The sequence below is a fragment of the Legionella feeleii genome, from assembly GCF_001467625.1.
GTDB lineage: Bacteria > Pseudomonadota > Gammaproteobacteria > Legionellales > Legionellaceae > Tatlockia > Tatlockia feeleii.
On the sequence record NZ_LNYB01000080.1, the window covers coordinates 197,377 to 220,759 of the forward strand.

Sequence of the window (23,383 nt, forward strand, 5' to 3'; positions counted from 1 at the left end):
GTCCGAGTGATAGGTATTACGCTCTTCACACGCAAAAAGTATGCCTGAGAAGCAACGGAGCAAGCCTTTCTGGTACCTGGCTCCGCGCTACTTAAGGATAGTCAGACTTAATTGACCCGTGTGTAAGAATTATGACCAATGAAACGTGCTCCCAGGTTTGGCTGCTGATTGTTCAGTGCCTGGTGGGCAACGACCCAGGTCGTATCCAGTGATTTCTTATTTTCAGCAATATTGCCAATAATACTTAGTGCTGAACCACAGTCAGGGTAATCAATGCTGATAGTAAACGCATTACCTGTCAGATAACCAACCAAAGGACGTTTTTGACCAATTGCTTGCTGGCATTCTTTCGAAGCAACAGCGGTAGTAAAATAGCCTGTCACATTACCTTCTTTCGCAACCGTTAATTCTAAAACAGAACCCTTTTCATTTTTAAAAACCATCGCATCTGCAGCGAAGCCAGCTTGACTAACCACTGTTAGACCTAGTAATGCGGCATAACCTAACTGTTTGAATAACATTCTAATCCCCTTGTTTATCTGATGATAAGCGCGCAAGAAGAATAATGGATTATCAGATTATTTTCTATCTGAAAACTGCGAAAAATTATGGCAGGCCTAAACAATGAGATTAATGATGTGTCATCCACTTGTCGTTATAACTCATCTCGGTATAATCATTCGCACCAACGCGCAGAAAAGAGGGATTTATATGATTGCAAAAACACCATTGCATGCTAATCATTTGGCACTTGGCGCTAAAATGGTTGATTTTCATGGCTGGGAAATGCCCTTGCATTATGGCTCACAACTGGAGGAGCACCATTACGTTCGGCAACACGCCGGTATGTTCGATGTGTCTCATATGACGGTTGTTGATGTACTAGGCGCAGGCGGACGACAATTTTTGCGTAAGTTGTTGACTAACGATGTCGATCAACTCGAGCATACGGGACGTGCACTTTACAGTTGTATGTGTAACGAGCATGGCGGAATCATCGATGATTTAATTGTTTATCAACGCGCCTCTGATAATTACCGTGTTGTCTTGAACTCAGCAACCCGTTTACGTGATCTGGCCTGGATCCGCGCCAAAAGCGAAGGATTTTCTGTAGGCCTGCAAGAGCGAAACGAACTCGCCATGCTAGCTGTCCAAGGTCCGGAAGCTATAGCCAAAATAATGACTATTCTGACCCCTGCTCAAAGCGACGGTGTATCTACGCTAACCAATTTCGAATGTGTTGATGTCGACAACTGGTTTTTTGCCCGCACGGGCTACACCGGTGAAGACGGCTTTGAAATTATTCTGCCCCACGATGCAGCAATTAATCTCTGGCAGTCTCTCTTGCAAATTGGCGTTAAACCCTGCGGTTTGGCTGCACGCGATACCTTAAGATTGGAAGCTGGCATGCTGCTATATGGCCAGGATATGGATGAATCAACTACCCCCTTGGAATCCGGTTTGGAATGGACTGTAAAATGGCTGCCAGAAGATCGCGATTTTATCGGGATGGGTGCTTTATTGTCACAAAAACAGCATGGCGTTAAACGCAAAATGGTCGGCTTGGTTATGCAGGATAAAGGGATTATGCGTACCGGCCAACGTGTTGTGGTCGACGGACAAAGTGACGGTGTTATTACTAGCGGCACTTATTCGCCCACCCTGGGAAAATCCATTGCCCTGGCGCGTGTACCTGCAAATACCGGTGAACAAGTCATGGTTGATATCCGCGGTAAATTAATTCCCGCGAAAGTGGGTAAGCCGCGATTTGTTAAGCGCGGAAAAATATTGTAGGGCGGTTGACTTCATCGCTAACGTTTATAATTTAAGAATAATAATGAGGAAAGGATAATGACAGATTTAAAATTTACCCGCACACATGAATGGCTAAAAAGCGGCGGGGATGAATATACCATCGGTATCACTGAACATGCTCAACAACTGCTAGGCGATATGGTCTTTGTAGAGCTGCCCGAAACAGGTGACGAATTTAAAGCCGGGGATGAATTGGGCGTTGTTGAATCTGTAAAAGCGGCCTCCGATTTCTATGCTCCAATCAGCGGTGTAGTTGTAGCGGTTAATCAGGAAGTGAGTGCTAATCCCGCACTGGTTAACAGCGACCCCTATGGAGCTGGTTGGTTAGTCAAATTAAAAGCGCATAATCCAGCTGAGTTAAATGAATTGTTAAATGCCGAACAATATCAAAACGAGATAGCAGAGGAACACTAATAATGCCTTATATTCCACACACAGACGAAGATACGCAAGCCATGTTGGCGAGCATTGGAGCCAAACAAACACAAGACCTGTTTGATGAAATTCCCTCGTCTTTGCTCTATGGCGAACTAAAAAATATACCTGCCGGCCTCAGCGAAATGGCGATGCTAAAAGAAGCCCAACGTTTAGCAGATAAAAACCAAAATGGCATTTGTTTTATTGGTGCAGGCAGCTATGAGCATCATATCCCGGCTGCAGTGTGGGATATTGCATCACGCGGTGAGTTTCTAACTGCCTATACGCCTTACCAGGCAGAAGCCAGTCAAGGAACATTGCAGTTACTCTATGAATACCAAACGATGATGGCCGAATTAACCGGCATGGATGTAGCCAATGCGTCGATGTACGATGGTGCCACGGCTCTCGCTGAAGCGGTTTTGATGGCGGTACGCGTGAATAAACACAGTAAAACCAATCGCGTTCTGGTCGCCGGTACCGTTCACCCCTTATATCGTGAAACGCTGGAAACTGTGGTGCGTACGCAACATATTGAAGTCATCACACTGCCTTTTGATGAAAAAGAAGGGATCACGGCTTTATCTGCCCTGGACAAGTATCAAGGCGAAGATATTACCGCCTTAATTATTGCCCAGCCCAACTTTTTTGGCTGCCTGGAACAAGTCGATGCAATGAGTGATTGGGCCTATGCGAATCGCACAGTGAGCATTGCCTGCGTTAATCCAATTTCTCTTGCCCTCTTAAAACCACCTGGGCAATGGGGTTCTCGTGGTGTCGATATCGTTTGTGGTGAAGGGCAACCCTTTGGTTCCCCGCTTGCCTCAGGCGGCCCATATTTTGGATTTTTTAGCACACGCATGGAGCATGTTCGTCAAATGCCAGGGCGCCTGATAGGGCGTACCCTCGATAAAGATGGCAAAACAGGCTTCAGTCTTACCTTGCAAGCGCGCGAACAACACATAAGACGGGGTAAAGCGACTTCCAATATCTGTACCAATCAAGGTTTGCTGGTCACTGCAGCAACCATTCATATGAGTCTTCTTGGTGCTGACGGCATGCAACAGGTCGCTCGCCAATGCCATCATAACACTCAAACCCTGGTTGCAGCACTGAGCCAAATTGAGGGCGTAGAAAAAGTATTTTCAGCACCTTGTTTTCATGAAACCCTTCTACGTTTTAATCAACCTGCTGCTTCGGTACTCCAACAGTTACATGACGCAGGCATTGCTGGCGGTTATCCCGTGGAGTCTCATTATCCGGGATTAAAAAATACCATCCTGGTTTGTGCGACAGAGCTGCGTACAGATGAGGAAATTGCTCATTATGCCAATTCACTCAAACAAATTATGTCTAAGCGAGGTAGTTGATGTTTATTGTACAGCTAACCTACAAAGCAGCGATCAGTGAAGTAGATAAGTATTTGCAGGCACATCGCGAATTTCTGGATTACCATTACAAGCAAGGTTTACTTCTGGCTTCCGGGCCAATGAAACCGCGCACCGGCAGTATTCTTATCGCTACAACCAGGGACAAAGCGCATTTGGAAGCCATGTTGCAGCAAGACCCTTATTACCTTGCTGAAATTGCTGATTACCAGATTATTGAATTTACTCCTGTAAAACATCGTGAGGAACTCAAAGACCTCATTCAAGAAACGGAAGGCAAATTATGTTAATCTTTGAACGCTCTAAAGCTACCCGCCAGGCAACCGCCCAGGCTCCCCAAGGCACCGAACAGCAATTTGCTATTCCAGCTCATTTTTTACGCCAAACCCCACCGCGTCTGCCAGCCTGCTCTGAATTACAGGTAGTACGCCACTATACCCGTTTGTCACAGAAAAATTTTTCTATTGATACCAACTTTTACCCCTTGGGTTCCTGTACGATGAAATACAACCCTCGCGGGGTGCATAAAGCGGCTTCCATTCCAGGATTCAGTAATCGCCATCCTCTAGCCTTAGAACAAAGCAGCCAGGGCTTTCTGCAAGCACTTTATGAATTACAACTTTATCTGACCGAAATTACCGGCATGGCTGGCGTCTCTTTAACCCCCATGGCCGGCTCCCAGGGAGAGTTTGCTGGTGTGGCAATGATTAAGGCCTATCATCAATCACGTGGCGATACGACCCGTGAAGAGATCCTTATCCCTGATGCGGCACACGGCACTAATCCCGCTTCGGCCGTTATGTGTGGTTTTAAAGTAGTTGAAATTCCTACGGCAAAAGATGGTGATATCGATCTGGAACAGCTGCGCTCCAAAGTAGGTCCCAAAACAGCGGGCATTATGTTAACCAATCCTTCCACGCTTGGTTTATTTATGCGCCAGATTAAAGAAATTGCTGAAATTGTCCATCAGGCTGGCGGGTTACTTTATTATGACGGTGCCAATCTGAATGCTATTTTGGGTAAAGTAAGACCTGGGGATATGGGTTTTGATGTCATGCATTTAAACCTGCATAAGACGTTCGCCACCCCCCATGGCGGCGGTGGGCCAGGGGCAGGTCCTGTCGCAGTCGGAAAACGCCTGCTTCCCTACTTACCGCTCCCGGTTGTAGTAAAAGAAAAAGAAACCTACCGCTGGGCAACAAGAACTGACTACCCGCAAAGTATTGGCCGCTTATCCTGTTTTATGGGTAATGCCGCTATTTTATTGCGTGCTTATTTTTATACCCGTGTTCTTGGTAAAGAAGGTTTATTGCGCGTATCTGAATTTGCTACTCTCAATGCCAACTACTTACTTTCCCAATTAACCGAAGCCGGTTTTAAACCCGCTTATCCTGGCAGACGTGCTTCCCATGAATTTATTCTGACTATGGGGCAGGAGAAAAAAGAGTTTGGCGTCAGTGCAATGGATTTGGCGAAACGGTTACTGGATTATGGCTTTCATGCGCCAACAACCTATTTCCCCTTGCTAGTACCGGAATGTTTGTTGATTGAACCGACTGAAACCGAGTGCAAGGAAGAATTAGACGGCTTTATCAGCGCCATGCAGGCTATTCGTCATGAAGCACAAACAAACCCAGACTTATTAAGGAATGCACCTCATAGCCTGCCTGTTAAACGTTTGGATGATGTGAAGGCAGCAAGGGAATTGGATTTGAATTATTATGGTCACCATGAGTCATAGAGAGAATTAAGCTGATCCAATTTCTCATAAGGGCTGATTCAGCAAGGGGCAACCTCTGTTGAGAAATCAGCCCTTAAATTTTTCCGCCCATCACCGCTTAAAAAAATATATTCACCACAAATCATAATAAGCGCTATTTAATTGATTATACTAATAATACGACCCTAGCAATAAGTTATTAACTTGACTCAACAACTGACTCCAATATTATTTGCACGCCAGGAAATCTATGATGCAGCAGGTTCCGTTTGCGCCTACGAACTCCTGTATCGCAATGGCGATGATTTGCAATCTAATATTGACCCACAGGATAATCAGGCAGGAGACAACGCAACCTCTTTTGTCCTGTCTCATCTTTTTACTAACCTGGGTTTGGATTCAGTGGTCGGTAAACTTCCCTGCTATATCAATTTTACACGCAACCATATTTTACAAAAAATTCCACTGCTATTGCCCCAAGATAGAGTCATTATTGAATTGTTGGAACATACGGTTATTGACGAACCACTCCTGGATACCATTAAATTACTGGTTAGAGAGGGATTCAAATTTGCCCTCGATGACTTCGTTTTTCGTGACGAACTGATCCCTTTAATTAACTTAGCCCAGATCATAAAAATCGATGTCCTTAATTTAAGTGAGAGCGAGATCAAAAAACAGTTGACCTTACTTAAAAACTTTAAAGGTCGATTATTGGCCGAAAAAATTGAAGATAAGAAACAACTGTCACTGTGCAAAAAGCTTGGCTTTTACTATTTCCAAGGTTTTTTTCTCAATTTCCCACGCCCAATCCAAGGCCAGGAATTATCAGAGAACAAAGCTTACTTACTAAAATTATTAGCGGAGCTGCATCACCCTGATGTGAAAATAGAGCGCGTGGAAGAAATCATTCTGCAGATCCCCAAATTGAGTTACCGCATTCTGCGCCTTGCCAATTCACCAGCAATGTATATAGGAAAAAAAATCGACTCGTTGCTAGAAGCCATTCAGCAGCTCGGTCTTGTCCAAATACGCAACTGGATCAGTTTGATTTTAGTATCAAGTCTGGATGAGGTTACTTATGATTTACTAGAGCGGACTTTAATTCGGGCTAAAATGTGCCAGGTATTGGCTCGCACTTCAGGCTTGGTGAATTCGCAGCAAGCCTATACTGTAGGGATGTTTTCCGCACTCGACGCTATTTTAAATGAACCCATGGCCTCCTTACTCAGTAAAATTCCCCTTAGTGAAGAACTCAATGACGCCTTACTACACAAACGTGGCATTCTCGGTCAATTGCTCTCGCTAACTCAACATTATGAACAGGGCCGCTTTGATCTGCTCGATTACACTACCTTTACAGCACAGGATTATAGTCAGGCCTATTTAAATGGAATTGACTATGCGAATACTGTCATGGCCGTTTTATGTTAAAAAATAATCGCCATGGTTTTTCAACTCCCTTTCAACCCTTTGAAATGAATAAAAAAAAGGCAACTAATTATTAAAAATGACCAAAGCCTGCTAAAGGTAACTAATTGTTTTTAAAATAAATAGAAAATACTTTGCGCCAGAAAAAAAATAAGTTATAACAGACTTACCTGTATCAGGGACTGACGGGTATGAAAAAGGGCGCGGCTTATCAACTAAGGTCTGTTGACGTTTCTACCCTTTTGGCCGAAAAGCATTGATTCCCTGCGTTTCGCTGCTCACTTACTACCCTGTAAACTGTGCTGCGATGCTCGTAAATCAATGCTTTTCGACTCAAGTGAGTGAAATGTCAACAGGCCCTGGAAGGCTGATAAAACAATTTTTTTCATGGAGTGAAAAGTGAACAGTAAAGTGTTTTCACAACGATTTAACCGTGAGCTATCATTACTAGGTTTTCCCGAGGAATTAGCGGAAAAAACAAAAGCAGTTGCAAAGGTATTTGGCGTCACCCGCCATTTGGCCAATGCAATGATCTTTGGTCATCTATTACCACCGGCCGAGCAACTGGATAAAATTGCTGAAGTGCTGGAGGTTTGCCCAAAATGGCTGAGTGGCATGACCGATAGAAAAAAAGCCTATCCCGGGCGCGAAACAGAAACAGGTGGCCGCGAGACTGAGACTGGTCGCGAAACAGAAAGCGTGTAGTCTCGTTATACTTCAGTTATAATTATTACTAGTTTGCTGACTTGTGATATCAGGCTCCCTATTGATATCACAAGCTATAATCTACTTCCAAAAGGCTATTTATAATCATGGAATGCTTAACATACTGCATTGCCAGCTCGATTGATTTAACACGGTTAGATCATTACATCAAAACCACCCTGGATGGTTATCATTCCAATAAAACGCGTGACATATTAAAGCTTGGCCATAACAGTAATCATAATCATATAATCTTTGTCTTTAAAAATGGTACGATCGTTTCCTGGGGAATCAAACGCCATCAAATCGAAGCTTATCTCAATATCATCAAAATGTTTGGTGAAAAACCCGTTCCTTTTTTAGTGCGGGATGAGTTCAGCTACAAAATCGGTGATAAAACAGCCATAGAGCCCCATGATTTTTTTGATGTGGACTGCTTAACCATCGATACAGATAGTGATGAGCTAAAATTAAGCCTGTCTTATGGATTTTCCCAATCAGCAAAATTGCAGTATTTTGAAACCATCATTGAAGCACTGATTGAGAAATACAACCCAATGATTCAGAGTCTCTCCAATAAGGGAGAAATGCCAATAAGCCGTAGCCAGATTATCCAGGTTATCGGAGAAATTCTGGGCGCAAAAAGCGAAACCAACTTAATTTCCAACTTCCTCTACCATCCCAAATATTTCTGGCAGCATCCGACACTCGAGGAATATTTCATCATGATGGAGCGTTATTTACATATTCAACGCCGCGTCAACGCGATTAACCATCGGTTAGACACCTTGAATGAAATTTTCGATATGTTTAACGATTACCTGGAAACACGTCATTCCCATACCTTAGAAATTATTATTATTGTTTTAATTACAATTGAAATTGTTCTTGCTGTTCTCAATATCCATGTCTGATCACTACAAGTAAAACACTGAGGACAGTGGGGGTTGTTGACACATCGACTATCCTGGCGCTTATGATTTGATTCTCTGTGCTGTGATGCCCGAAAATCAAATCATAAGTCCTCAAGCTAACGAAATGCCAACACCCCCTAGTAACTCTCCCTTATCTTTTGTAGGATCTCCTTTTGCCTCAAGCAAAGCCATCATGAATACCTTAAAATCCCGTCTGCTAGAAAATACCTCGCTGAAAAAAGAATTTTTAGCAGGAGCCACTACCTTTTTAACGATGGTTTACATAGCCTTTGTGAACCCAAGCATCTTACAACATACCGGTATGGACCAAGGTTCTGTTTTTACTGCGACCTGTCTGGTGACCGCCTTTGCTTGTGCCCTGACCGGTCTTCTCGCTAATACTCCCATAGGAGTAGCGCCGGGGATGGCTCTTAATATTTATTTTTCCTACAGTGTTGTGCAAGGACTAGGCGTGGATTGGCAACACGCTTTAGCCATGGTGTTTATCTCGGGAGTCATGTTTCTTTTTATCAGTCTGACCCGTTTACGGCGCCTCTTGATTGAAGCAATTCCACATAATTTGCAAATAGCTATCTTAATTGGAATCAGTTTGTTGATTGCCTTAATTGCCCTGGAATCTAACCAGCTTATTATTAGTAACAAATATACCTTGATGCATCTGGGCGATATTAGTCGCCCGCAAAGTGGACTTTTCTTTGCCGGTTTCCTATTAATTCTGGTATTGGATTATTACCGAATTCCAGCAGCAATCATTATTGGTATCCTTTGCATCAGTATTCTGAGTTTGCTGCTGGGTTTGACCAGCTGGCAAGGTTTGGTTGCGTTACCGCCCTCCATAGCGCCGACTTTCCTGAAACTCGATTTTTCAGGATTAACGAACGTAACCGCACTTAAAGCAATTTTTACCTTTTTCCTCATTGCTGTATTTGATGCAACGGGAACCTTAATTGGTTTGCTTAATCCATCCATTTTTAAACATCAACCCGATTATCAGCATCGTCTCAGCAAAAGTTTAACCGCTGATGCAACAGCCTCCATAGCAGCAGGATTGCTAGGTTCAGCCAGCACGTCTCCTTTTATTGAATCAGCAGCGGGTATTGAAGCAGGCGGCCGCACGGGATTAACCGCGTTGGTGATTGCTGCAGGGTTCATTTTAATGTTGTTCTTTTTCCCATTGGCAAAAATGATCCCCAATTATGCTGTAGGTCCTGCATTGCTTTATGTAGCCTGTTGTATGATGAAACATTTGGGTGAATTAAAACTCACTGATTTTAGTGAAATAGCCCCCTGCATGATTACCATCATGATGATACCGTTTACAGCATCAATTGCTGATGGCATAGGCGGTGGGATCATTCTCTATACCCTACTTAAATTACTTACGCGCCAGGCAGTGAATCACTTATTAATTATTTTAAGTGTCGTGTTTGTGATCTTTTTTATGATTAGTTAATTTTTTTAAATACCGGGGAGTAGGGGCAACATTCCGCTAGCTTGCGCTTGATTTTCGAGCTTCGCAGAGAAGCCCAGAATATCAAGCCATAGGCGCCAGGATTGTAGAAATGTCAACTCCTCCTGTTGTTAGGTAACATCGCCCAACTCACACCGGCCACTACTAAAAGAGCCCCTGCCAGTTGCAACAGCGTAGGTAGATTCCCCTGCAGTGAATATAAACCTATTGTCACAATTGGCATGAAATTAAACATCAGATTAGGCTCCGACACACCAATTTGATCAATTGCCTGCGTCCAACATAGATAAGCACTAACCGTAGAACCAAGGATTAGTCCTACTAGTGCCCAGACAGGTGTCATTGAGGGTGGAAAACTATCCGGCAAGAAACTAAGTCCCAGAGGTAATAAAAAAATTGCTCCTATCGTGACGATAAGAGTAACGTTAAATAGTAATGAAACTTGTTTGATTAGCCATCGACGCGAAGCAACGGTATAGAAACTAAAACAGAGAGAGGCAATAAAAGCAAAGAGATCCCCGCCATTCAAATGAAAATGACTTAACCCTTGCGGACTAGCTCCCAAAATAGCAATGACCGCACCAACCATTGAAATCACTATCCCGAATATCGTCGCTGCGGGAGGCATTTGCCTGGTTATTAAACCTTCCAGAATCGCCGTCAAGGCAGGCGACAGCGCCATGATAACAGCAGCACTGACAGGTGACGAATAATACACCCCCAAGAATAGAAAACCCTGAAAACAGGTAATCCCAATAAAACCCAGTAAAAAATAATGCAGCCAGTGGCCCTTAAATTGAGAACGGCCGGGTTTGTTAATAAATACGGTGATAATCAACATAATGAATGCCGCAAAACCAAAGCGCGCCGTGGATGCTGCAAAAGGGGATAACCAATCCATAGCAAGCTTGCCCCAAACATAAGCCGCTCCCCAGAAAAAAACAGCGATGGCAGCTAATAACCGTCCTCTGGTTTTCATGAGCTTCTCCTGTTATTCCTCTGGCAACCTCTGTGCTAAGAGCCTGGTTCAGTAATAGGAAATTATAACCAGAAAAAATAATTCTGTGATGAGGGGGCTGTTTATATTTTACTAGCTTGAATACTCTTGAAATTCAACATCGCAACGGCGATCAACGCGGTATGTGAATAACGAGGCACAGAAAATAGGGACCATAAGCGCCAAGACTGTAGAAATATAAACAGCCCCTAGGACAATTTAAAAAAATCTGACAAGATATGCGCTAACTTATTTATTACCCACAAGACCATGCTGATCTGTAATAATCATGTAAGTGACACCCAACTAAGCGCTATTGATGACCTGGCTGCCCTATGCCGTGAGTCAGATGGCGGTGTACCTCCACTCTATCGTCATTTGCTCATTGAAAAAAGAGCGACCGACAATAATGTCTTCTATTACCAAGACAATCATTTAGCGGGATTTTTGAGTGTTTATTTTTTCTATGAAGATGCTTGTGAAGTAAGTATTATCGTTGACCCTACTTATCGCCGACAGGGTATTGCGACACAAATGCTACAAAGCATCATGCCCTTATTATTTACAAAGCAAATCAATACAGTCATTTTTTCTACACCAGCAAAGCTCAATGATGAATGGTTATCCAGACTCGGTTTTCATTACCAAAGTAGTGAATACCATATGCAACGACACAGTTATGAGCCTGTTTTAATTACCCGCCGTGAACTGACGATGCGGCAGGCAACCGAGGCGGATATTCCCATTTTATCGGTGATTGATGAAGCCTGTTTTGAAGCTGCCAAACAAACTGATATGGCTGCACGTTTTAACAGCCTGCTCAGTGATAATAATTACGTCATCTTCCTCGCCTCACTCCATGAAAAGCCGGTTGGTAAAGCACATATTCGTTGGCAATCCGATGACGCTATTTTGTCTGACATAGCAATCTTGCCTGCTTATCAACGCCAAGGCTTGGGCAGTGAGTTGTTAGCCTGGTGTATTAATCATGCCCTGTCTCACGGAAAAACTCATTTGGCACTCGATGTTGAAACCTCTAATCAGGGTGCTCTTAATCTTTATACGCGCCATGGTTTTAAAACCAAGGATGCGAATGATTACTGGACTATTTCCATTGATAAGTTGCGTACGCTTTCCTAATCATGCTAGTTTAAACAAGTTTTTTAACATGGATAAATTCCCGACTGACTACTGACTTATGAAAAAATTATTGACTGTATTGTTAGCTCTTCCTGTTCAATTTGCTGTAATCAGTTGCAGCGCTGCAACAAACGAAACGATTACTCCTGACACCCTTATCAAAGGGCATCTACGTCAATACGGACCACAAGAAATGTTTTCCGCTATCCAGGTTTCTATTAGGACTGGAACGAAAGATAAAATCAGTACTTATACAGCGGGTAATCGCTCGCTTGAAGCAGGCAGTCAACCTATCAGCGCAGATGACCTCTTTAATATTGGCAGTATTACTAAATCGTTTACTGCTGCCCTTGCAGTGATGGCTGAAAGCGAAGGGAAACTTAAACTCGAGAACCGGCTCAATAGTTATCTTTCTGCTTATTCCCATTGGGGCCAATTAAAATTAGACGCCTTACTTAATATGAGCACCGGTATTCCCAATTATTCCGATACGCCTCGTTTTAATTATTTAACGAGTAAAAATCTGCGGCAATATTGGAGTCAGTCAGACCTCATTAATTTAGTTTACTCCACCCGGTTTAATCCTCCCCTCAAACCGGGCTATTTTTACAGTAATACCGGCTATGCTTTAATAGATATGATTCTTAGTAAAGTCTATAACACCCCTTTTCAAAATTTGTTAAGCGATAAAATTCTCACCCCTCTAAAATTACAAAATACTTTTTATCCTCTTCCTGATTATCCTGCTGAGGTCTTGCAACGCCTGGTAAGAGGATACTCCTATAATGTTTACGAGAATCCTGAATTACTGGGGCAAGATGTAACCGAGAATAATCTAAGTTGGGCTGGCGCTGCGGGAGGCCTGGTGGCTAATAGTGAGGATGTCATTCATTGGATAGAGCATCTGTTTATTGATGGTAAATTGCTGACCCCAGCCCAGAAAAAGAAAATGCAGACGCTCATTGCTATTCCGACCGGTTCTCCACTGGCTAAAACGGATGTCAAAAACCCACAGGGTTTTGGTTTAGGTATTGTACAAACTTATGATAGCAAAATAGGCCGTTACTGGCGCTATGAGGGACAAACCTTAGGTTATCGCGCCCTGTATATCTATGTACCCTGCAATCAGGTTATTATTAGCGCTTTATTTAACAGTGCTACTAACGGTGAAAACGATCACGCCCATTTGCTGGTTGAAGCGCTTTATCAACAACTCCTTAAACAGGATAAGACATTGATTTGTAAATAAAGCATTCGATCACGAAAAAGCTGAGGATTCGCCTTGACAGATTTTCTGTCGTCCCTTTAGTATTGCGTTTTACTGCGGCAGGACGACGCCAAGTGGATATGGGCTAAGAGGATATGGAATGAAAAAACGGGTTGTCATCACTGGGATGGAGATCATTTCCTCCATCGGTAACGGGCTTGAATCCTTCTGGGAAGCCGCAACGAATAGTCAATGTGGTATAAAGCGTATCCAATGCTACGATCCAACCCCTTATCCCACTCAAATTGGTGGTGAAATTACCAATTTATCCCTGGCTCATTTGCCCGAATTTGATAAAAGCAAGCGCTACCCACGTGTGGCACAATATGCACTCTATTGTGCTCACCATGCCATAGAACGTTCGGGCTTAACAGCAACGGAGCTACAACAGGCAGCGACTTATATCGGTACAAGCCTGGGCGGAACACCTGAATTGGAAGCAGCTTATCAATCCTTCTATAGTGAAGGGTGGAAAAAAATTCCTGCCTTGAGTGTCATTCGTGGCATGCCCAATTCAGTAGCTAATCACGTGGCTATCGCCTTTGGTCTTGGCGGACCTAATTCCACAATCTCCAATGCTTGTGTCTCTTCTGCAGAAGCAATAGGCAACGCCTATCACCAAATCGCTAATGGCCGCCTCACGCTCGCCCTTTGTGGCGGGACCGAATCGCTGCTGTGGGAAACCATTATGGCTGCCTGGTGTAAACTTCGCGTCATGTCCACACAAAATGAAAATCCTGCTTTGGCTAGTCGTCCTTTTGATAAAAATCGTGATGGTATGGTCATGGCCGATGGGGCTGGCATTTTAATTGTGGAAGAGTTGGAGCACGCTAAAGCTCGTGGCGCCAAAATTTATGCGGAAATTATTGGCTTCGGTGCAAGTTGTGATGCCTATCATGTCACTGCACCGACTGTACAAGGGCAGGTTCGTGCTATTCAAACAGCCCTGGATGATGCAAAACTGGCTGTAGGTGATGTGCAATACATTAATGCTCACGGTACCGGCACCCAACTCAATGATGTTACTGAAACAGAAACCATCAAAACCGTATTTGGCAATCGTGCCTATGAAATACCTGTAACAGCACAAAAGGCTATGACGGGCCATGCCATTGGGGCTGCGGGAGCAATGGAAATCATCGCTACCATTTTAAGCTTACAACACGATACCCTCTTGCCAACAATTAACCTGCACGAGCCTGATCCGGCTTGCGATTTGGATTATGTGGCAAATCACGCACGTAAGAAACGCATTGATATTGCCCTATCCAATCACTTTGCTTTTGGCGGTGCAAACGCAGCCTTGTTATTACGTCGATATTAATAACCAATTTGATCAAAAAATACTCTTTTTGTCGTTGAGGAACTCGTTTCCTCAACATTCTTCTGAAACATGATTCGCAACTGAAGCTGCATCGGAGTATAATCGTACTATTTTGCGTAATTATAAGGCCGATTAATGAATGCTTCGTTGTATGAGATAGCTAATTTAGTTCAAGGTGTTGTTGTTGGTGATGAAAAAATTATTATTACCTCTCTCGCCTCAATCAATAATATTACTGCTGGATCGCTGGTTTTTGCAGATAGTGATGATAATTTCCAACTCGCCGAAAAATCCGATGCTGCAGCCATTTTAGTTAATGGCCAATATAATAGTGAAAGTAAAGCTCTTATACGCGTTTCGCATCCTTTTAAAGCCTTTATTCAATTATTAAACCATTTTCATCCACCGAGAAAGGCAACCCCAGGTATACATCCTACAGCAGTGATTGCGCAAGATGTCACCCTCGGTAAAAACGTCTCTATCGGTCCTTATGTAACCATTGAAGCAGGATCTGTCATAGGGGATAACACGGTTATTAAAGGGCATGTCAATATTGGCTACGACGTAATCATCGGTACCGATACCACCATACACCCGCATGTAACCATTTACCACCAATGCCAAATTGGCTCCCGTGTGTCTATTCATGCCTCAACAGTAATTGGTTCAGATGGATTTGGTTATACTTTTACTGACGGCCAGCATTTGAAAGTACCTCATATAGGCCGGGTAATTATTGAAGACGATGTTGAGATTGGTGCAAATACAGTAATAGATCGAGCCACATTAGACGCAACGGTTATTGGGGCAGGAACAAAAATTGACAACCTGGTACAAATAGCCCACTCAGTAAAGCTGGGTCAACATAATATTCTTTGCGCCTTTACTGGTATAGCAGGAAGCTCAACCAGTGGTAGTCACGTCATTTTTGCAGCTAACGTGGGAGTCAGTGATCATGTCCGGATTGATGATGGCGTGATTCTAGGTGCCCGTGCCGGTGTACCTCCCAAAAAACATTTAAAGCAGGGCAATATCTATTTGGGAAGTCCCGCTCGTCCTAAAGATAAAGCCATTGAACAGGAACTATCTGTCACTCGTATTCCTATAATGCGCAAAAACTTGAAAGGATTAGGTGAAAAAGTTGCAGAACTGAACGCACGCCTGGATCAGTACGAGGCTCAAGAATAATGACCGCACCCTTAATTTTGGTAGATGGTTCTTCTTATTTCTTTCGTGCCTTTCATGCATTACCACCACTTACCAACTCTAAAGGGCAACCTACTGGCGCCATCTATGGTGTTGCCAATATGGTTAAACGATTAATCAAAGACTATCAGCCTCAGCAAATCGCGGTTGTCTTTGATGCTAAAGGTAAAACCTTCCGGGATGAATGGTACCCGGATTATAAAGCTCACCGCCCCCCCATGCCCCAGGAGTTACACGATCAATTTAAGCCCATGATTGATCTGCTACAAGCGATGGGTTTACCCTTATTGATTATTGAAGGCGTTGAAGCAGATGATGTGATTGGCACTCTAGCCCACAGAGCCGTCGAACAAAGTCTTGACGTGTTGATTTCAACTGGTGATAAAGACATGGCTCAATTAGTTAATGAGCGGGTCACGCTTATCAACACCATGAGCAATCAACTGCTGAATATCGATGGTGTCAAAGAGAAATTTGGTGTCAGTCCAGAGCAGATTATTGATTATCTAACTTTAATTGGTGACAGTGTAGATAATATACCAGGGGTCACTAAATGTGGTCCTAAAACAGCAGCCAAATGGCTACAGGAATACGAAACACTGGATAATTTAATTGTTGCAGCGGATAAAATTAGCGGCAAAATCGGAGAGTATTTACGCTCAAGTCTTACTTATTTACCCCTATCTAAAAAACTTGTCACTATCAAAACAGATGTGGAGTTGCCATTAACGCTCTCCGATCTCAGCCCTAAAACAGCGGATAGAGAACGATTAATAGCACTTGTCAAAGAGTTGGAATTTAAAACCTGGTTAAAAGAACTTTTAGAGCAGGAAGAGCGGTTACAACAATCCAGTCCGGCACCCACCACACAAAGACAACAAGCTCCCTTTAGCGTCATCACCAATGAAATGCAATTTAATGAATTACTTTGTCAATTGGAGGCTTGTGATCTGTTTTGTGTTGATACTGAAACAACCAGTCTCGACTCGCTGGATGCAGAAATTGTCGGTATAGCCTTAAGCATTACTGAAAACAACCCGGTCTATATTCCCCTGACACACAACGATGGTACTGAACAATTATCTCGTGACTCGGTACTAAATCGCTTAAAACCAATTCTCGAAAATCCAGCTATCGGCAAACTGGGGCAAAATTTAAAATACGATTATAACGTCTTTAAAAACCATGGTATTAGCCTGCAAGGTATTGTTTTCGACACCATGCTGGAGTCTTATGTGTTAAACAGCAGCGCAGGGCGGCATGATATGGACTCCCTGGCGTTAAAATATTTAGGCCATAAGACCATCAGTTTTGAGGACATTGCAGGCAAAGGTGCAAAGCAACTACGCTTTGATCAAATCCCTGTTAGCAAAGCAGCCCCCTATGCTGCAGAAGATGCTGATGTCACTTTAAAATTGCATAACAAACTCTATCCCATGCTCGATGAACGGTTGAAAACCGTGTTACATGACATTGAGATACCGTTGCTTACTGTGCTTGCAAATATGGAATACGGCGGGGTTCTTATCGATCTGGAGACTTTGGCAAAACATGGTCATCGACTTAAAGAACGTATCATTTTGCTGGAACAAGAAGCGATACAATTAGCGGGAAGACCTTTTAATCTGAATTCTCCCAAACAGTTACAGGAAATTCTTTTTGATGAGTTAAAGCTACCGGCTCTGGCTAAAACCCCCACCGGGCAGCCATCCACTGCAGAAGCAATCCTGCAAGAACTCGCCTTTGACTATCGCCTGCCAGCAGTTATTCTTGAATACCGTAGTTTAAGCAAACTGGTATCTACTTATATTGATGCCTTGCCTAAACGTGTTAATCCCAAAACAGGGCGGGTACATACCTGTTATAATCAGGCAGTAGCAGCAACTGGACGTCTATCTTCCAGTGAACCCAATTTGCAAAATATTCCGATACGAAACGAAGAAGGGCGCCTGATTCGCAAAGCGTTCATCGCGCCGCCTGATCATGTCTTATTGGCAGCGGATTATTCACAAATTGAATTACGCATCATGGCGCATCTCTCGCAAGATGAAAATCTGCTTAAAGCGTTTGCCTGTGGTTGGGACATCCATGCGGCCACTGCCAGTGAAATTTTTCAGGTTGATTTGGCTGAGGTCACTAGCGAACATCGTCGCCGTGCCAAAGCGATCAATTTCGGCTTGATCTACGGCATGTCGGCTTTTGGCCTGGCCAAGCAACTGGGGATTGAACGCCAGGACGCTCAATATTACATTGATGTTTATTTTACCCGCTATCCCGGCGTACTTGCCTACATGGACCGCACCCGCAAGCAAGCTCATCAACAAGGTTATGTCGAAACGCTGTTTGGCCGCCGCCTCTATCTGCCGGAGATTAATGCGCGCAACTTAATGCGGCAAAAAGCTGCAGAGCGCACAGCAATCAATGCTCCCATGCAAGGTACAGCAGCAGATATCATAAAAAAAGCGATGCTTGCAATTGCTAATTGGCAAAACTCATCGGGAAAACCACCTGTAAGGATGATGATGCAAGTGCATGATGAACTTGTTTTCGAGATTCACGAATCTGCTATTGATTACGCAACGCAAACCATTCGCGAATTGATGGAACATACTGTACAACTATCGGTACCGTTAATCGTTTCGATTGGAGTCGGCCATGATTGGGATGAAGCCCACTAAATAAGGACCACAAAGTGGAAATTCATTTCTTTGGTTATGCCAGGCCAAGCGACACAAATTAAGCGTGAAGTATTTCTACTCTTTCACTGCGTTGCAGGGGTTCAAAAGAACCCGATCCAGTACGCAATAAATACGAGAAAGACATACGGATACGCTCATGACTGACCACTTTGGGCCAATAAGTATGCTCGTTAAAGGGCTTGTTATATTGTTTGAAAATTTCAGCAAAAGCATGTCGCATGGTCTCACAATCTGACCAAGCTAGTACAGGAAGATGTGGATTGGTTTGCCATATAGCATCAACCAGCGCGGGACCATTGCATTTTAGTCCATCGCCAGCCCTTAAATGACCATCCACAATCACCAAAGCTGGGGTATTGTGCCTAAGATAATTGAGGGCACTAAGACTATCACCTACTACAGTGACTTGCGCCTGCTGACAAACACTTTCAAGCAAACGAGTTAGGCAAAACGCATTAAAAGCACCATCCTCGACAATTAATACACGCATCTCATACTCCCTTTTCAGATAAGGGAAGTATATCGAGTATAACTTAAGAAAAAATTAAGAATGCGCGGGTTAAAAAGCCCGGATACAACGTACCTGCATCAGAGAATCCTTCAAAACAAAATTCTGGCTACCAAGCGCAAAACTCTGGGACCAGGCGTCGCTTGCCGAACTTTCGGTGGAACTCCAATAACTATTAGCAGTAAAACCGCCAACTACAGCTCTTTGTAAATAAAGTTGATTAAGCTCAAATCTTGAAGGGAGATACCAGTCCGCATAACAAGTGGCGCCAGCAGCACCCGGATCGGCGCAAGCGCTAGTGCCATCGGACTGAATGGCATAATTATAACACACTCGGGCTGCGAAAATATTATTGCCATCCGGAACTTGCAGCGCCATAATCTGTCCCGTATTAGGCCTTCCACCATAGATCCCGTCACTAATGGCCCTGGTCAGTACATCAGTACTATTTCGCCATGTTACCGTACCTCCTCCTTCATTATCGGCACTGGCAGCAATTAATCCATGCTGGCCGGAGGAATCCACCCAGAACACGATACCTCCCATAGCCTGCTGGCCAACAGCGTAAGTAACGGGTCCATCAATCCATTGAGTGTCATAATCAACATTTGTCACTTTTGCGAGCAACTGCCCGGTAGTCCCTCCTGCAGGAACACCCACACCACTTGTACCTTGTGGACCCTGCGGGCCTTGGGGGCCTGGTGTTCCGGAAATACTGGCAATTTGCGACTCAAGCTGACTGACAGCTTGCTGAACTTTTTGATCAACGTACTGTGTTGAAGCAGGGTTTGCTCCATAGATTGCCGTTGTAAAACTTACCGCTGAAACAATACCCACCATTGTTATTTTTTTATTCATCACAATCCCTATGATTTGTATGGATTAAACTCTAACTGAGAAACCAAGCAATACCCCATGTTGTACCGGAATATTAGCGACCTGACCTGTCTGCTGAAGTGCATTAACACGAAAATCGGGGTTACTGCCAAAAATTCCCTGATACAACAAACTCAAACTGGTACACTCACTGATTGAATAACCCAAACCCGCTTGTACTTCTCCAGCCAATTGCGACTTATCGTTAATACTGACACGATTGTTAAATTGCCAACGACGATAGGCAACGCCTCCTTTGAGTTGGCCAGAAAGCGCGCTTGTATTCCAAAGGGGGACTTCCAATGTGGCGAGTACATCCAGGACAGGTTTAACCGTCGATTGAATCGGAAGACCGCCAAGTTCATCCAGCGTAGCCTGGGAAACACCAAGGCGCATGTCATTGCCATTTTGTATGCCTATTTCCAGGCCAACGATCCATTGCTTGTAAATCAGCAAATCTCGGCCAAGAGCAAATCGGCCTATCCCCGTTTGACCATCGGCTTTGTACATATTTTGGTAATCGGTGTAGCCCAGGCTTCCTGTTATTGACCAAGGCTTTAGTTCCCGCTTGCCAGACATTACAACCTCATTCATACCACCTGCCAACGACGACATGGATATTAGTGACCCAGCTATCAGAAGCATGATAGAGAAAACGGAGCTAACTGTCCTGCTAACAATATTTTGCAATAAAATTCTGGTAAAGTTCATAAACTTGGATTCCCTTTTATTCCTTTCATAACATTTGCTACTTCTTGTGATTGACTCAAATCGTTCAAGTCTGTTTCATCAAATGACCTTTACTCCATTTTCGCTGGCAACCAAAACCTTATCCGCCAGTCGTTTAGCAAATAAACCATTTTCCACTACACCGGGAATACAATTGATTGTGTCTTCTAACCGCCTCGCATCAGTAATTTCCAGGTTATAAACATCAAGAATAATATTGCCATGGTCAGAAATGAAACCTTCGCGATATTCCGGATCCCCCCCTAATTTAACAATTTCACGCGCAACATAACTGCGTGCCATTGGTAAAACTTCGACCGCCAGAGGAAAAGAACCTAAATGCTTTACCAGTTTTGATTCATCAACGATACAAATGAATTGACGCGCTACCGTTGCAACAATTTTTTCGCCGGTCAGTGCGCCCCCTCCGCCCTTAATCATTTCATACCTTTCGTTCACTTCATCCGCCCCATCGACATAAATGGGTAAATCGCCTGCTGAATTTAAATCGATAACGGGAATACCAGCGGCACGTAATCGACTCTCGGTTGCCTTTGAGCTAGCCACACAGGCGTCGATACGATGTTTGATGGTTGCCAGCTCATCAATGAAGTAATTGACTGTTGAGCCGGTACCCACGCCGATTATCATATTATCATCCACATAAGCTAATGCAGCCTTTGCAGCCTGTGCTTTCAATGTATTCATTTATTACACTCAACAAAAATTGATTGGAAATCGTATTGGTCTTTTGCTGCGAGCATACACGAGGATGTCTGGTCCGTGAAGACGATCAATTATTCCGCTTCAAGCTCCAATACCTGACAAAATTTAATGATCTAGTAGAGTCCTGGTACCCACCCTCTGGGGTCCGTTGACATTTCGCTAGCTTGAGTCGAAAAGGGTTGATTTACGAGCATCGCAGCACAGTTTACATGAGAGTAAATGAGCAGCGAAGCGCAGGAAATCAACCCTTTTCGACCAAGATAGTAGAGATGTCAACAGACCCTGGTCTTTATTGACTAACTGTCGGTGGAGCCATACCACTGGGTGGTGTACTGGTCGTTGCTGCTGGCGTTGTTGACGGGGTCGATGTTGCGGTGGTCGGCGCTATAGTAGGCACTGTAGGTGGTTCAATAGGAACACTGCCGCTGGTAGTGGTTGATTGAGTCGCTGGTGTTACAGAAGCTTTCCCTGTTGAAGTAGAGCCACTGGTAGTCGTTGTATATTGAGTCGATTGCGACTGTGATTGTGATCTATTCGCCCTTCCATAACCAGCCCCTGTATGATGGCCTTGCTCGTAGGAGCGCTGGGAAGAATCAGTAAAAAGTTCTTCTATACCCTGGCATCCGGTTAATAGTAAGGGAGCTGTACACAATACAGCGACAGTCAGATTCGTAAAAGGAAAAATTTTTTTCATGCTGTCATCCTTGAAATTGAGTGATTTAACATCTGTTTAGCCATTCTAGCTGCTGCAAGCCCACTTGTAAAATCGACCTGCGATCTACCACGAAACAGGAAAACTCAAAACAGGGAGCACACGCGTATCCCCATTAACAAAGCAAATCTCATCGCTCATAGAATTTCCGATAAAGTCTTAGGTAAATAGTACGTATACAGTGGGCAAGCCTTAGGCTCTGTCGTATACTGAATGGCAAATCATTACAAGGACCTACCTATGATTTATCAAAACATTCTCGCCACTATAGGACATACACCGGTGGTAAAAATTAATCGCCTGGGCGCCAGGCTTGCCTGTGAGCTTTATGCTAAATGCGAATTTCTTAATCCTGGCGGCTCCGTTAAAGACCGTATCGGTTATGAAATGGTTAAGAACGCAGAGCGTGAAGGGCGAATCAAACCAGGCGATACATTAATTGAACCCACTTCAGGCAATACAGGTATTGGGATCGCTCTGGCAGGTGCAGTCATGGGTTATAACGTTGTCATTACCATGCCCAACAAAATGAGTCAGGAGAAACAGTCTGTTTTAGAGCGCCTGGGAGCCACCATTTATCGCACTCGTACTGAAGCAGCATGGAATGACCCCGATAGCCATATTTCGCTTGCCAAAGACTTGCAGCGTCAAATTCCTAATTCACATATCCTTGATCAATATGCCAATCCAGATAATCCAAATGCGCATTATCAGGGTACTGCCCAGGAAATCATTGACGATTTTGGTAAGGATTTGCATATGGTAGTGGCCGGTGTAGGTACCGGAGGGACGATAACAGGGATTGCCAGAAGACTAAAAGAATATAACCCTGCTATTAAAATTGTGGGTATCGACCCTATTGGCTCTATTCTTGGTGGTGGTGACGAGATTAAGCCTTACCACGTGGAAGGAATTGGGTATGATTTCTTTCCTGATGTGCTCGACAATAGCTTAATTGATACCTACGTTAAAACAAATGATGCCGATTCGTTTCGAGTTGCAAGAGAATTAATTCGTGAAGAGGGATTATTAGTTGGCGGATCTTCCGGCGCTGCCATGTGGGGTGCATTGCAAGCGGCAAGTTCTCTTCGCGAAGGACAAAAATGTCTGGTTATTTTGCCGGACTCTATCCGCAATTACATGTCTAAACATGCCAATGATGAGTGGATGAAAGAACAGGGGTTTCTTTAAGGGCTATTTAAACGTCTACTAGTTGGCGCTTCGGGTCTGTCGCTCCGCACTTCGCTGCCCACATACTGGCGTTTAGGCTCCGCTGCGACGCTCGAACAGCAAACCCGAAGCAAGCGAAATGTAAAC

22 protein-coding genes are annotated in these 23,383 nt (G+C 43.9%); 15 read left to right on the forward strand and 7 right to left on the reverse strand.

Features of this window, described 5'->3' with window-relative positions:
- Positions 1-107: 107 nt before the first annotated feature.
- Complete coding sequence (locus tag Lfee_RS16715; protein ID WP_058445805.1) at positions 108-521, reverse strand: avidin/streptavidin family protein; 414 nt, start codon at positions 519-521, stop codon at positions 108-110.
- A gap of 190 nt (positions 522-711) precedes the next feature.
- Between Lfee_RS16715 and gcvT the strand changes: the two genes are divergently transcribed.
- The 9 genes from gcvT to Lfee_RS08585 all read left to right on the forward strand — a co-directional run bounded on the left by gcvT (position 712) and on the right by Lfee_RS08585 (position 9,864).
- Positions 712-1,794 carry a glycine cleavage system aminomethyltransferase GcvT gene (gene gcvT, locus Lfee_RS08545; protein ID WP_058445807.1) on the forward strand — a complete coding sequence of 361 codons (1,083 nt, stop codon included), beginning with the start codon at positions 712-714 and terminating at the stop codon, positions 1,792-1,794.
- A gap of 57 nt (positions 1,795-1,851) precedes the next feature.
- Positions 1,852-2,229: a glycine cleavage system protein GcvH gene (gene gcvH / locus Lfee_RS08550; protein WP_058445809.1), complete on the forward strand. Its 378-nt coding sequence runs from the start codon at positions 1,852-1,854 to the stop codon at positions 2,227-2,229.
- A 2-nt stretch (positions 2,230-2,231) separates the two neighbouring features.
- Positions 2,232-3,602 (forward strand): aminomethyl-transferring glycine dehydrogenase subunit GcvPA, encoded by a 1,371-nt coding sequence (gene gcvPA / locus Lfee_RS08555; RefSeq protein WP_058445811.1) that lies wholly within the window; start codon positions 2,232-2,234, stop codon positions 3,600-3,602.
- Complete coding sequence (locus Lfee_RS08560; RefSeq protein WP_058445813.1) at positions 3,602-3,910, forward strand: YciI family protein; 309 nt, start codon at positions 3,602-3,604, stop codon at positions 3,908-3,910. The genes gcvPA and Lfee_RS08560 overlap by 1 nt, the downstream gene beginning before the upstream one ends.
- Positions 3,904-5,361, forward strand: coding sequence for an aminomethyl-transferring glycine dehydrogenase subunit GcvPB (gcvPB, locus tag Lfee_RS08565; protein ID WP_058445815.1), 1,458 nt, complete (start codon positions 3,904-3,906; stop codon positions 5,359-5,361). Before Lfee_RS08560 ends, gcvPB begins: the two co-directional genes overlap by 7 nt.
- A gap of 183 nt (positions 5,362-5,544) precedes the next feature.
- Positions 5,545-6,774, forward strand: coding sequence for an EAL and HDOD domain-containing protein (locus tag Lfee_RS08570; RefSeq protein ID WP_058445817.1), 1,230 nt, complete (start codon positions 5,545-5,547; stop codon positions 6,772-6,774).
- A gap of 396 nt (positions 6,775-7,170) precedes the next feature.
- The gene (locus Lfee_RS08575) at positions 7,171-7,476 is read left to right on the forward strand and encodes a hypothetical protein (protein WP_058445819.1); all 306 of its coding nucleotides are present in this window, start codon (positions 7,171-7,173) and stop codon (positions 7,474-7,476) included.
- A gap of 107 nt (positions 7,477-7,583) precedes the next feature.
- Positions 7,584-8,390: an RMD1 family protein gene (locus Lfee_RS08580; protein ID WP_058445821.1), complete on the forward strand. Its 807-nt coding sequence runs from the start codon at positions 7,584-7,586 to the stop codon at positions 8,388-8,390.
- 193 nt (positions 8,391-8,583) lie between these two features.
- Positions 8,584-9,864, forward strand: a complete 1,281-nt coding sequence (locus Lfee_RS08585) for an NCS2 family permease (RefSeq protein ID WP_058445823.1) — start codon at positions 8,584-8,586, stop codon at positions 9,862-9,864.
- A gap of 112 nt (positions 9,865-9,976) precedes the next feature.
- On the opposite strand, the gene Lfee_RS08590 is transcribed toward Lfee_RS08585, so the two are convergent.
- Entirely contained in the window at positions 9,977-10,861 is an 885-nt protein-coding gene (locus Lfee_RS08590) for a DMT family transporter (RefSeq protein WP_058445825.1), read from the reverse strand.
- A gap of 288 nt (positions 10,862-11,149) precedes the next feature.
- Here Lfee_RS08590 and Lfee_RS08595 point away from each other — a divergent pair, with 288 nt between their 5' ends.
- The 5 genes from Lfee_RS08595 to polA all read left to right on the forward strand — a co-directional run bounded on the left by Lfee_RS08595 (position 11,150) and on the right by polA (position 18,494).
- Positions 11,150-12,019 (forward strand): GNAT family N-acetyltransferase, encoded by an 870-nt coding sequence (locus tag Lfee_RS08595; RefSeq protein ID WP_058445828.1) that lies wholly within the window; start codon positions 11,150-11,152, stop codon positions 12,017-12,019.
- Positions 12,020-12,077: 58 nt separating this feature from the next.
- On the forward strand, positions 12,078-13,268 hold the full coding sequence (locus Lfee_RS08600; protein WP_058445829.1) for a serine hydrolase domain-containing protein: 1,191 nt from the start codon (positions 12,078-12,080) through the stop codon (positions 13,266-13,268).
- Positions 13,269-13,386: 118 nt separating this feature from the next.
- Positions 13,387-14,610 (forward strand): beta-ketoacyl-[acyl-carrier-protein] synthase family protein, encoded by a 1,224-nt coding sequence (locus Lfee_RS08605; protein WP_058445831.1) that lies wholly within the window; start codon positions 13,387-13,389, stop codon positions 14,608-14,610.
- A 135-nt stretch (positions 14,611-14,745) separates the two neighbouring features.
- Positions 14,746-15,798, forward strand: a complete 1,053-nt coding sequence (lpxD, locus tag Lfee_RS08610; RefSeq protein ID WP_058445833.1) for a UDP-3-O-(3-hydroxymyristoyl)glucosamine N-acyltransferase — start codon at positions 14,746-14,748, stop codon at positions 15,796-15,798.
- The gene (gene polA / locus Lfee_RS08615; protein WP_058445835.1) at positions 15,798-18,494 is read left to right on the forward strand and encodes a DNA polymerase I; all 2,697 of its coding nucleotides are present in this window, start codon (positions 15,798-15,800) and stop codon (positions 18,492-18,494) included. The genes lpxD and polA overlap by 1 nt, the downstream gene beginning before the upstream one ends.
- Positions 18,495-18,552: 58 nt before the next feature.
- On the opposite strand, the gene Lfee_RS08620 is transcribed toward polA, so the two are convergent.
- From Lfee_RS08620 to Lfee_RS08640, 5 genes are all read right to left on the reverse strand, one after another.
- Positions 18,553-19,005, reverse strand: coding sequence for a response regulator (locus Lfee_RS08620; RefSeq protein WP_058445837.1), 453 nt, complete (start codon positions 19,003-19,005; stop codon positions 18,553-18,555).
- A 69-nt stretch (positions 19,006-19,074) separates the two neighbouring features.
- Positions 19,075-19,881 (reverse strand): Lcl C-terminal domain-containing protein, encoded by an 807-nt coding sequence (locus Lfee_RS08625; RefSeq protein ID WP_058445840.1) that lies wholly within the window; start codon positions 19,879-19,881, stop codon positions 19,075-19,077.
- A gap of 24 nt (positions 19,882-19,905) precedes the next feature.
- Positions 19,906-20,610, reverse strand: coding sequence for a hypothetical protein (locus Lfee_RS08630; RefSeq protein ID WP_131753130.1), 705 nt, complete (start codon positions 20,608-20,610; stop codon positions 19,906-19,908).
- Between the two features lie 78 nt (positions 20,611-20,688).
- The gene (rpiA, locus tag Lfee_RS08635) at positions 20,689-21,336 is read right to left on the reverse strand and encodes a ribose-5-phosphate isomerase RpiA (RefSeq protein ID WP_058445842.1); all 648 of its coding nucleotides are present in this window, start codon (positions 21,334-21,336) and stop codon (positions 20,689-20,691) included.
- Between the two features lie 307 nt (positions 21,337-21,643).
- Positions 21,644-22,048, reverse strand: a complete 405-nt coding sequence (locus Lfee_RS08640) for a hypothetical protein (protein ID WP_058445844.1) — start codon at positions 22,046-22,048, stop codon at positions 21,644-21,646.
- A 258-nt stretch (positions 22,049-22,306) separates the two neighbouring features.
- Here Lfee_RS08640 and Lfee_RS08645 point away from each other — a divergent pair, with 258 nt between their 5' ends.
- Positions 22,307-23,257: a pyridoxal-phosphate dependent enzyme gene (locus tag Lfee_RS08645; RefSeq protein ID WP_058445846.1), complete on the forward strand. Its 951-nt coding sequence runs from the start codon at positions 22,307-22,309 to the stop codon at positions 23,255-23,257.
- The last annotated feature ends 126 nt before the right edge of the window (positions 23,258-23,383 follow it).

Excerpts from the sequence above, each read along its gene's own strand:
- Lfee_RS16715 (WP_058445805.1), bottom strand. The coding sequence starts at position 521 with ATGTTATTCAAACAGTTAGGTTATGCCGCATTACTAGGTCTAACAGTG.
- gcvT (WP_058445807.1), top strand. The coding sequence starts at position 712 with ATGATTGCAAAAACACCATTGCATGCTAATCATTTGGCACTTGGCGCT.
- Lfee_RS08580 (WP_058445821.1), top strand. The coding sequence starts at position 7,584 with ATGGAATGCTTAACATACTGCATTGCCAGCTCGATTGATTTAACACGG.
- Lfee_RS08600 (WP_058445829.1), top strand. The coding sequence starts at position 12,078 with ATGAAAAAATTATTGACTGTATTGTTAGCTCTTCCTGTTCAATTTGCT.
- Lfee_RS08585 (WP_058445823.1), top strand. The coding sequence starts at position 8,584 with ATGAATACCTTAAAATCCCGTCTGCTAGAAAATACCTCGCTGAAAAAA.
- Lfee_RS08625 (WP_058445840.1), bottom strand. The coding sequence starts at position 19,881 with ATGAATAAAAAAATAACAATGGTGGGTATTGTTTCAGCGGTAAGTTTT.
- polA (WP_058445835.1), top strand. The coding sequence starts at position 15,798 with ATGACCGCACCCTTAATTTTGGTAGATGGTTCTTCTTATTTCTTTCGT.
- Lfee_RS08645 (WP_058445846.1), top strand. The coding sequence starts at position 22,307 with ATGATTTATCAAAACATTCTCGCCACTATAGGACATACACCGGTGGTA.
- Lfee_RS08590 (WP_058445825.1), bottom strand. The coding sequence starts at position 10,861 with ATGAAAACCAGAGGACGGTTATTAGCTGCCATCGCTGTTTTTTTCTGG.
- rpiA (WP_058445842.1), bottom strand. The coding sequence starts at position 21,336 with ATGAATACATTGAAAGCACAGGCTGCAAAGGCTGCATTAGCTTATGTG.
- Lfee_RS08640 (WP_058445844.1), bottom strand. The coding sequence starts at position 22,048 with ATGAAAAAAATTTTTCCTTTTACGAATCTGACTGTCGCTGTATTGTGT.
- Lfee_RS08630 (WP_131753130.1), bottom strand. The coding sequence starts at position 20,610 with ATGAACTTTACCAGAATTTTATTGCAAAATATTGTTAGCAGGACAGTT.
- gcvPA (WP_058445811.1), top strand. The coding sequence starts at position 2,232 with ATGCCTTATATTCCACACACAGACGAAGATACGCAAGCCATGTTGGCG.
- Lfee_RS08620 (WP_058445837.1), bottom strand. The coding sequence starts at position 19,005 with ATGCGTGTATTAATTGTCGAGGATGGTGCTTTTAATGCGTTTTGCCTA.
- Lfee_RS08605 (WP_058445831.1), top strand. The coding sequence starts at position 13,387 with ATGAAAAAACGGGTTGTCATCACTGGGATGGAGATCATTTCCTCCATC.
- gcvPB (WP_058445815.1), top strand. The coding sequence starts at position 3,904 with ATGTTAATCTTTGAACGCTCTAAAGCTACCCGCCAGGCAACCGCCCAG.
- gcvH (WP_058445809.1), top strand. The coding sequence starts at position 1,852 with ATGACAGATTTAAAATTTACCCGCACACATGAATGGCTAAAAAGCGGC.
- lpxD (WP_058445833.1), top strand. The coding sequence starts at position 14,746 with ATGAATGCTTCGTTGTATGAGATAGCTAATTTAGTTCAAGGTGTTGTT.
- Lfee_RS08560 (WP_058445813.1), top strand. The coding sequence starts at position 3,602 with ATGTTTATTGTACAGCTAACCTACAAAGCAGCGATCAGTGAAGTAGAT.
- Lfee_RS08595 (WP_058445828.1), top strand. The coding sequence starts at position 11,150 with ATGCTGATCTGTAATAATCATGTAAGTGACACCCAACTAAGCGCTATT.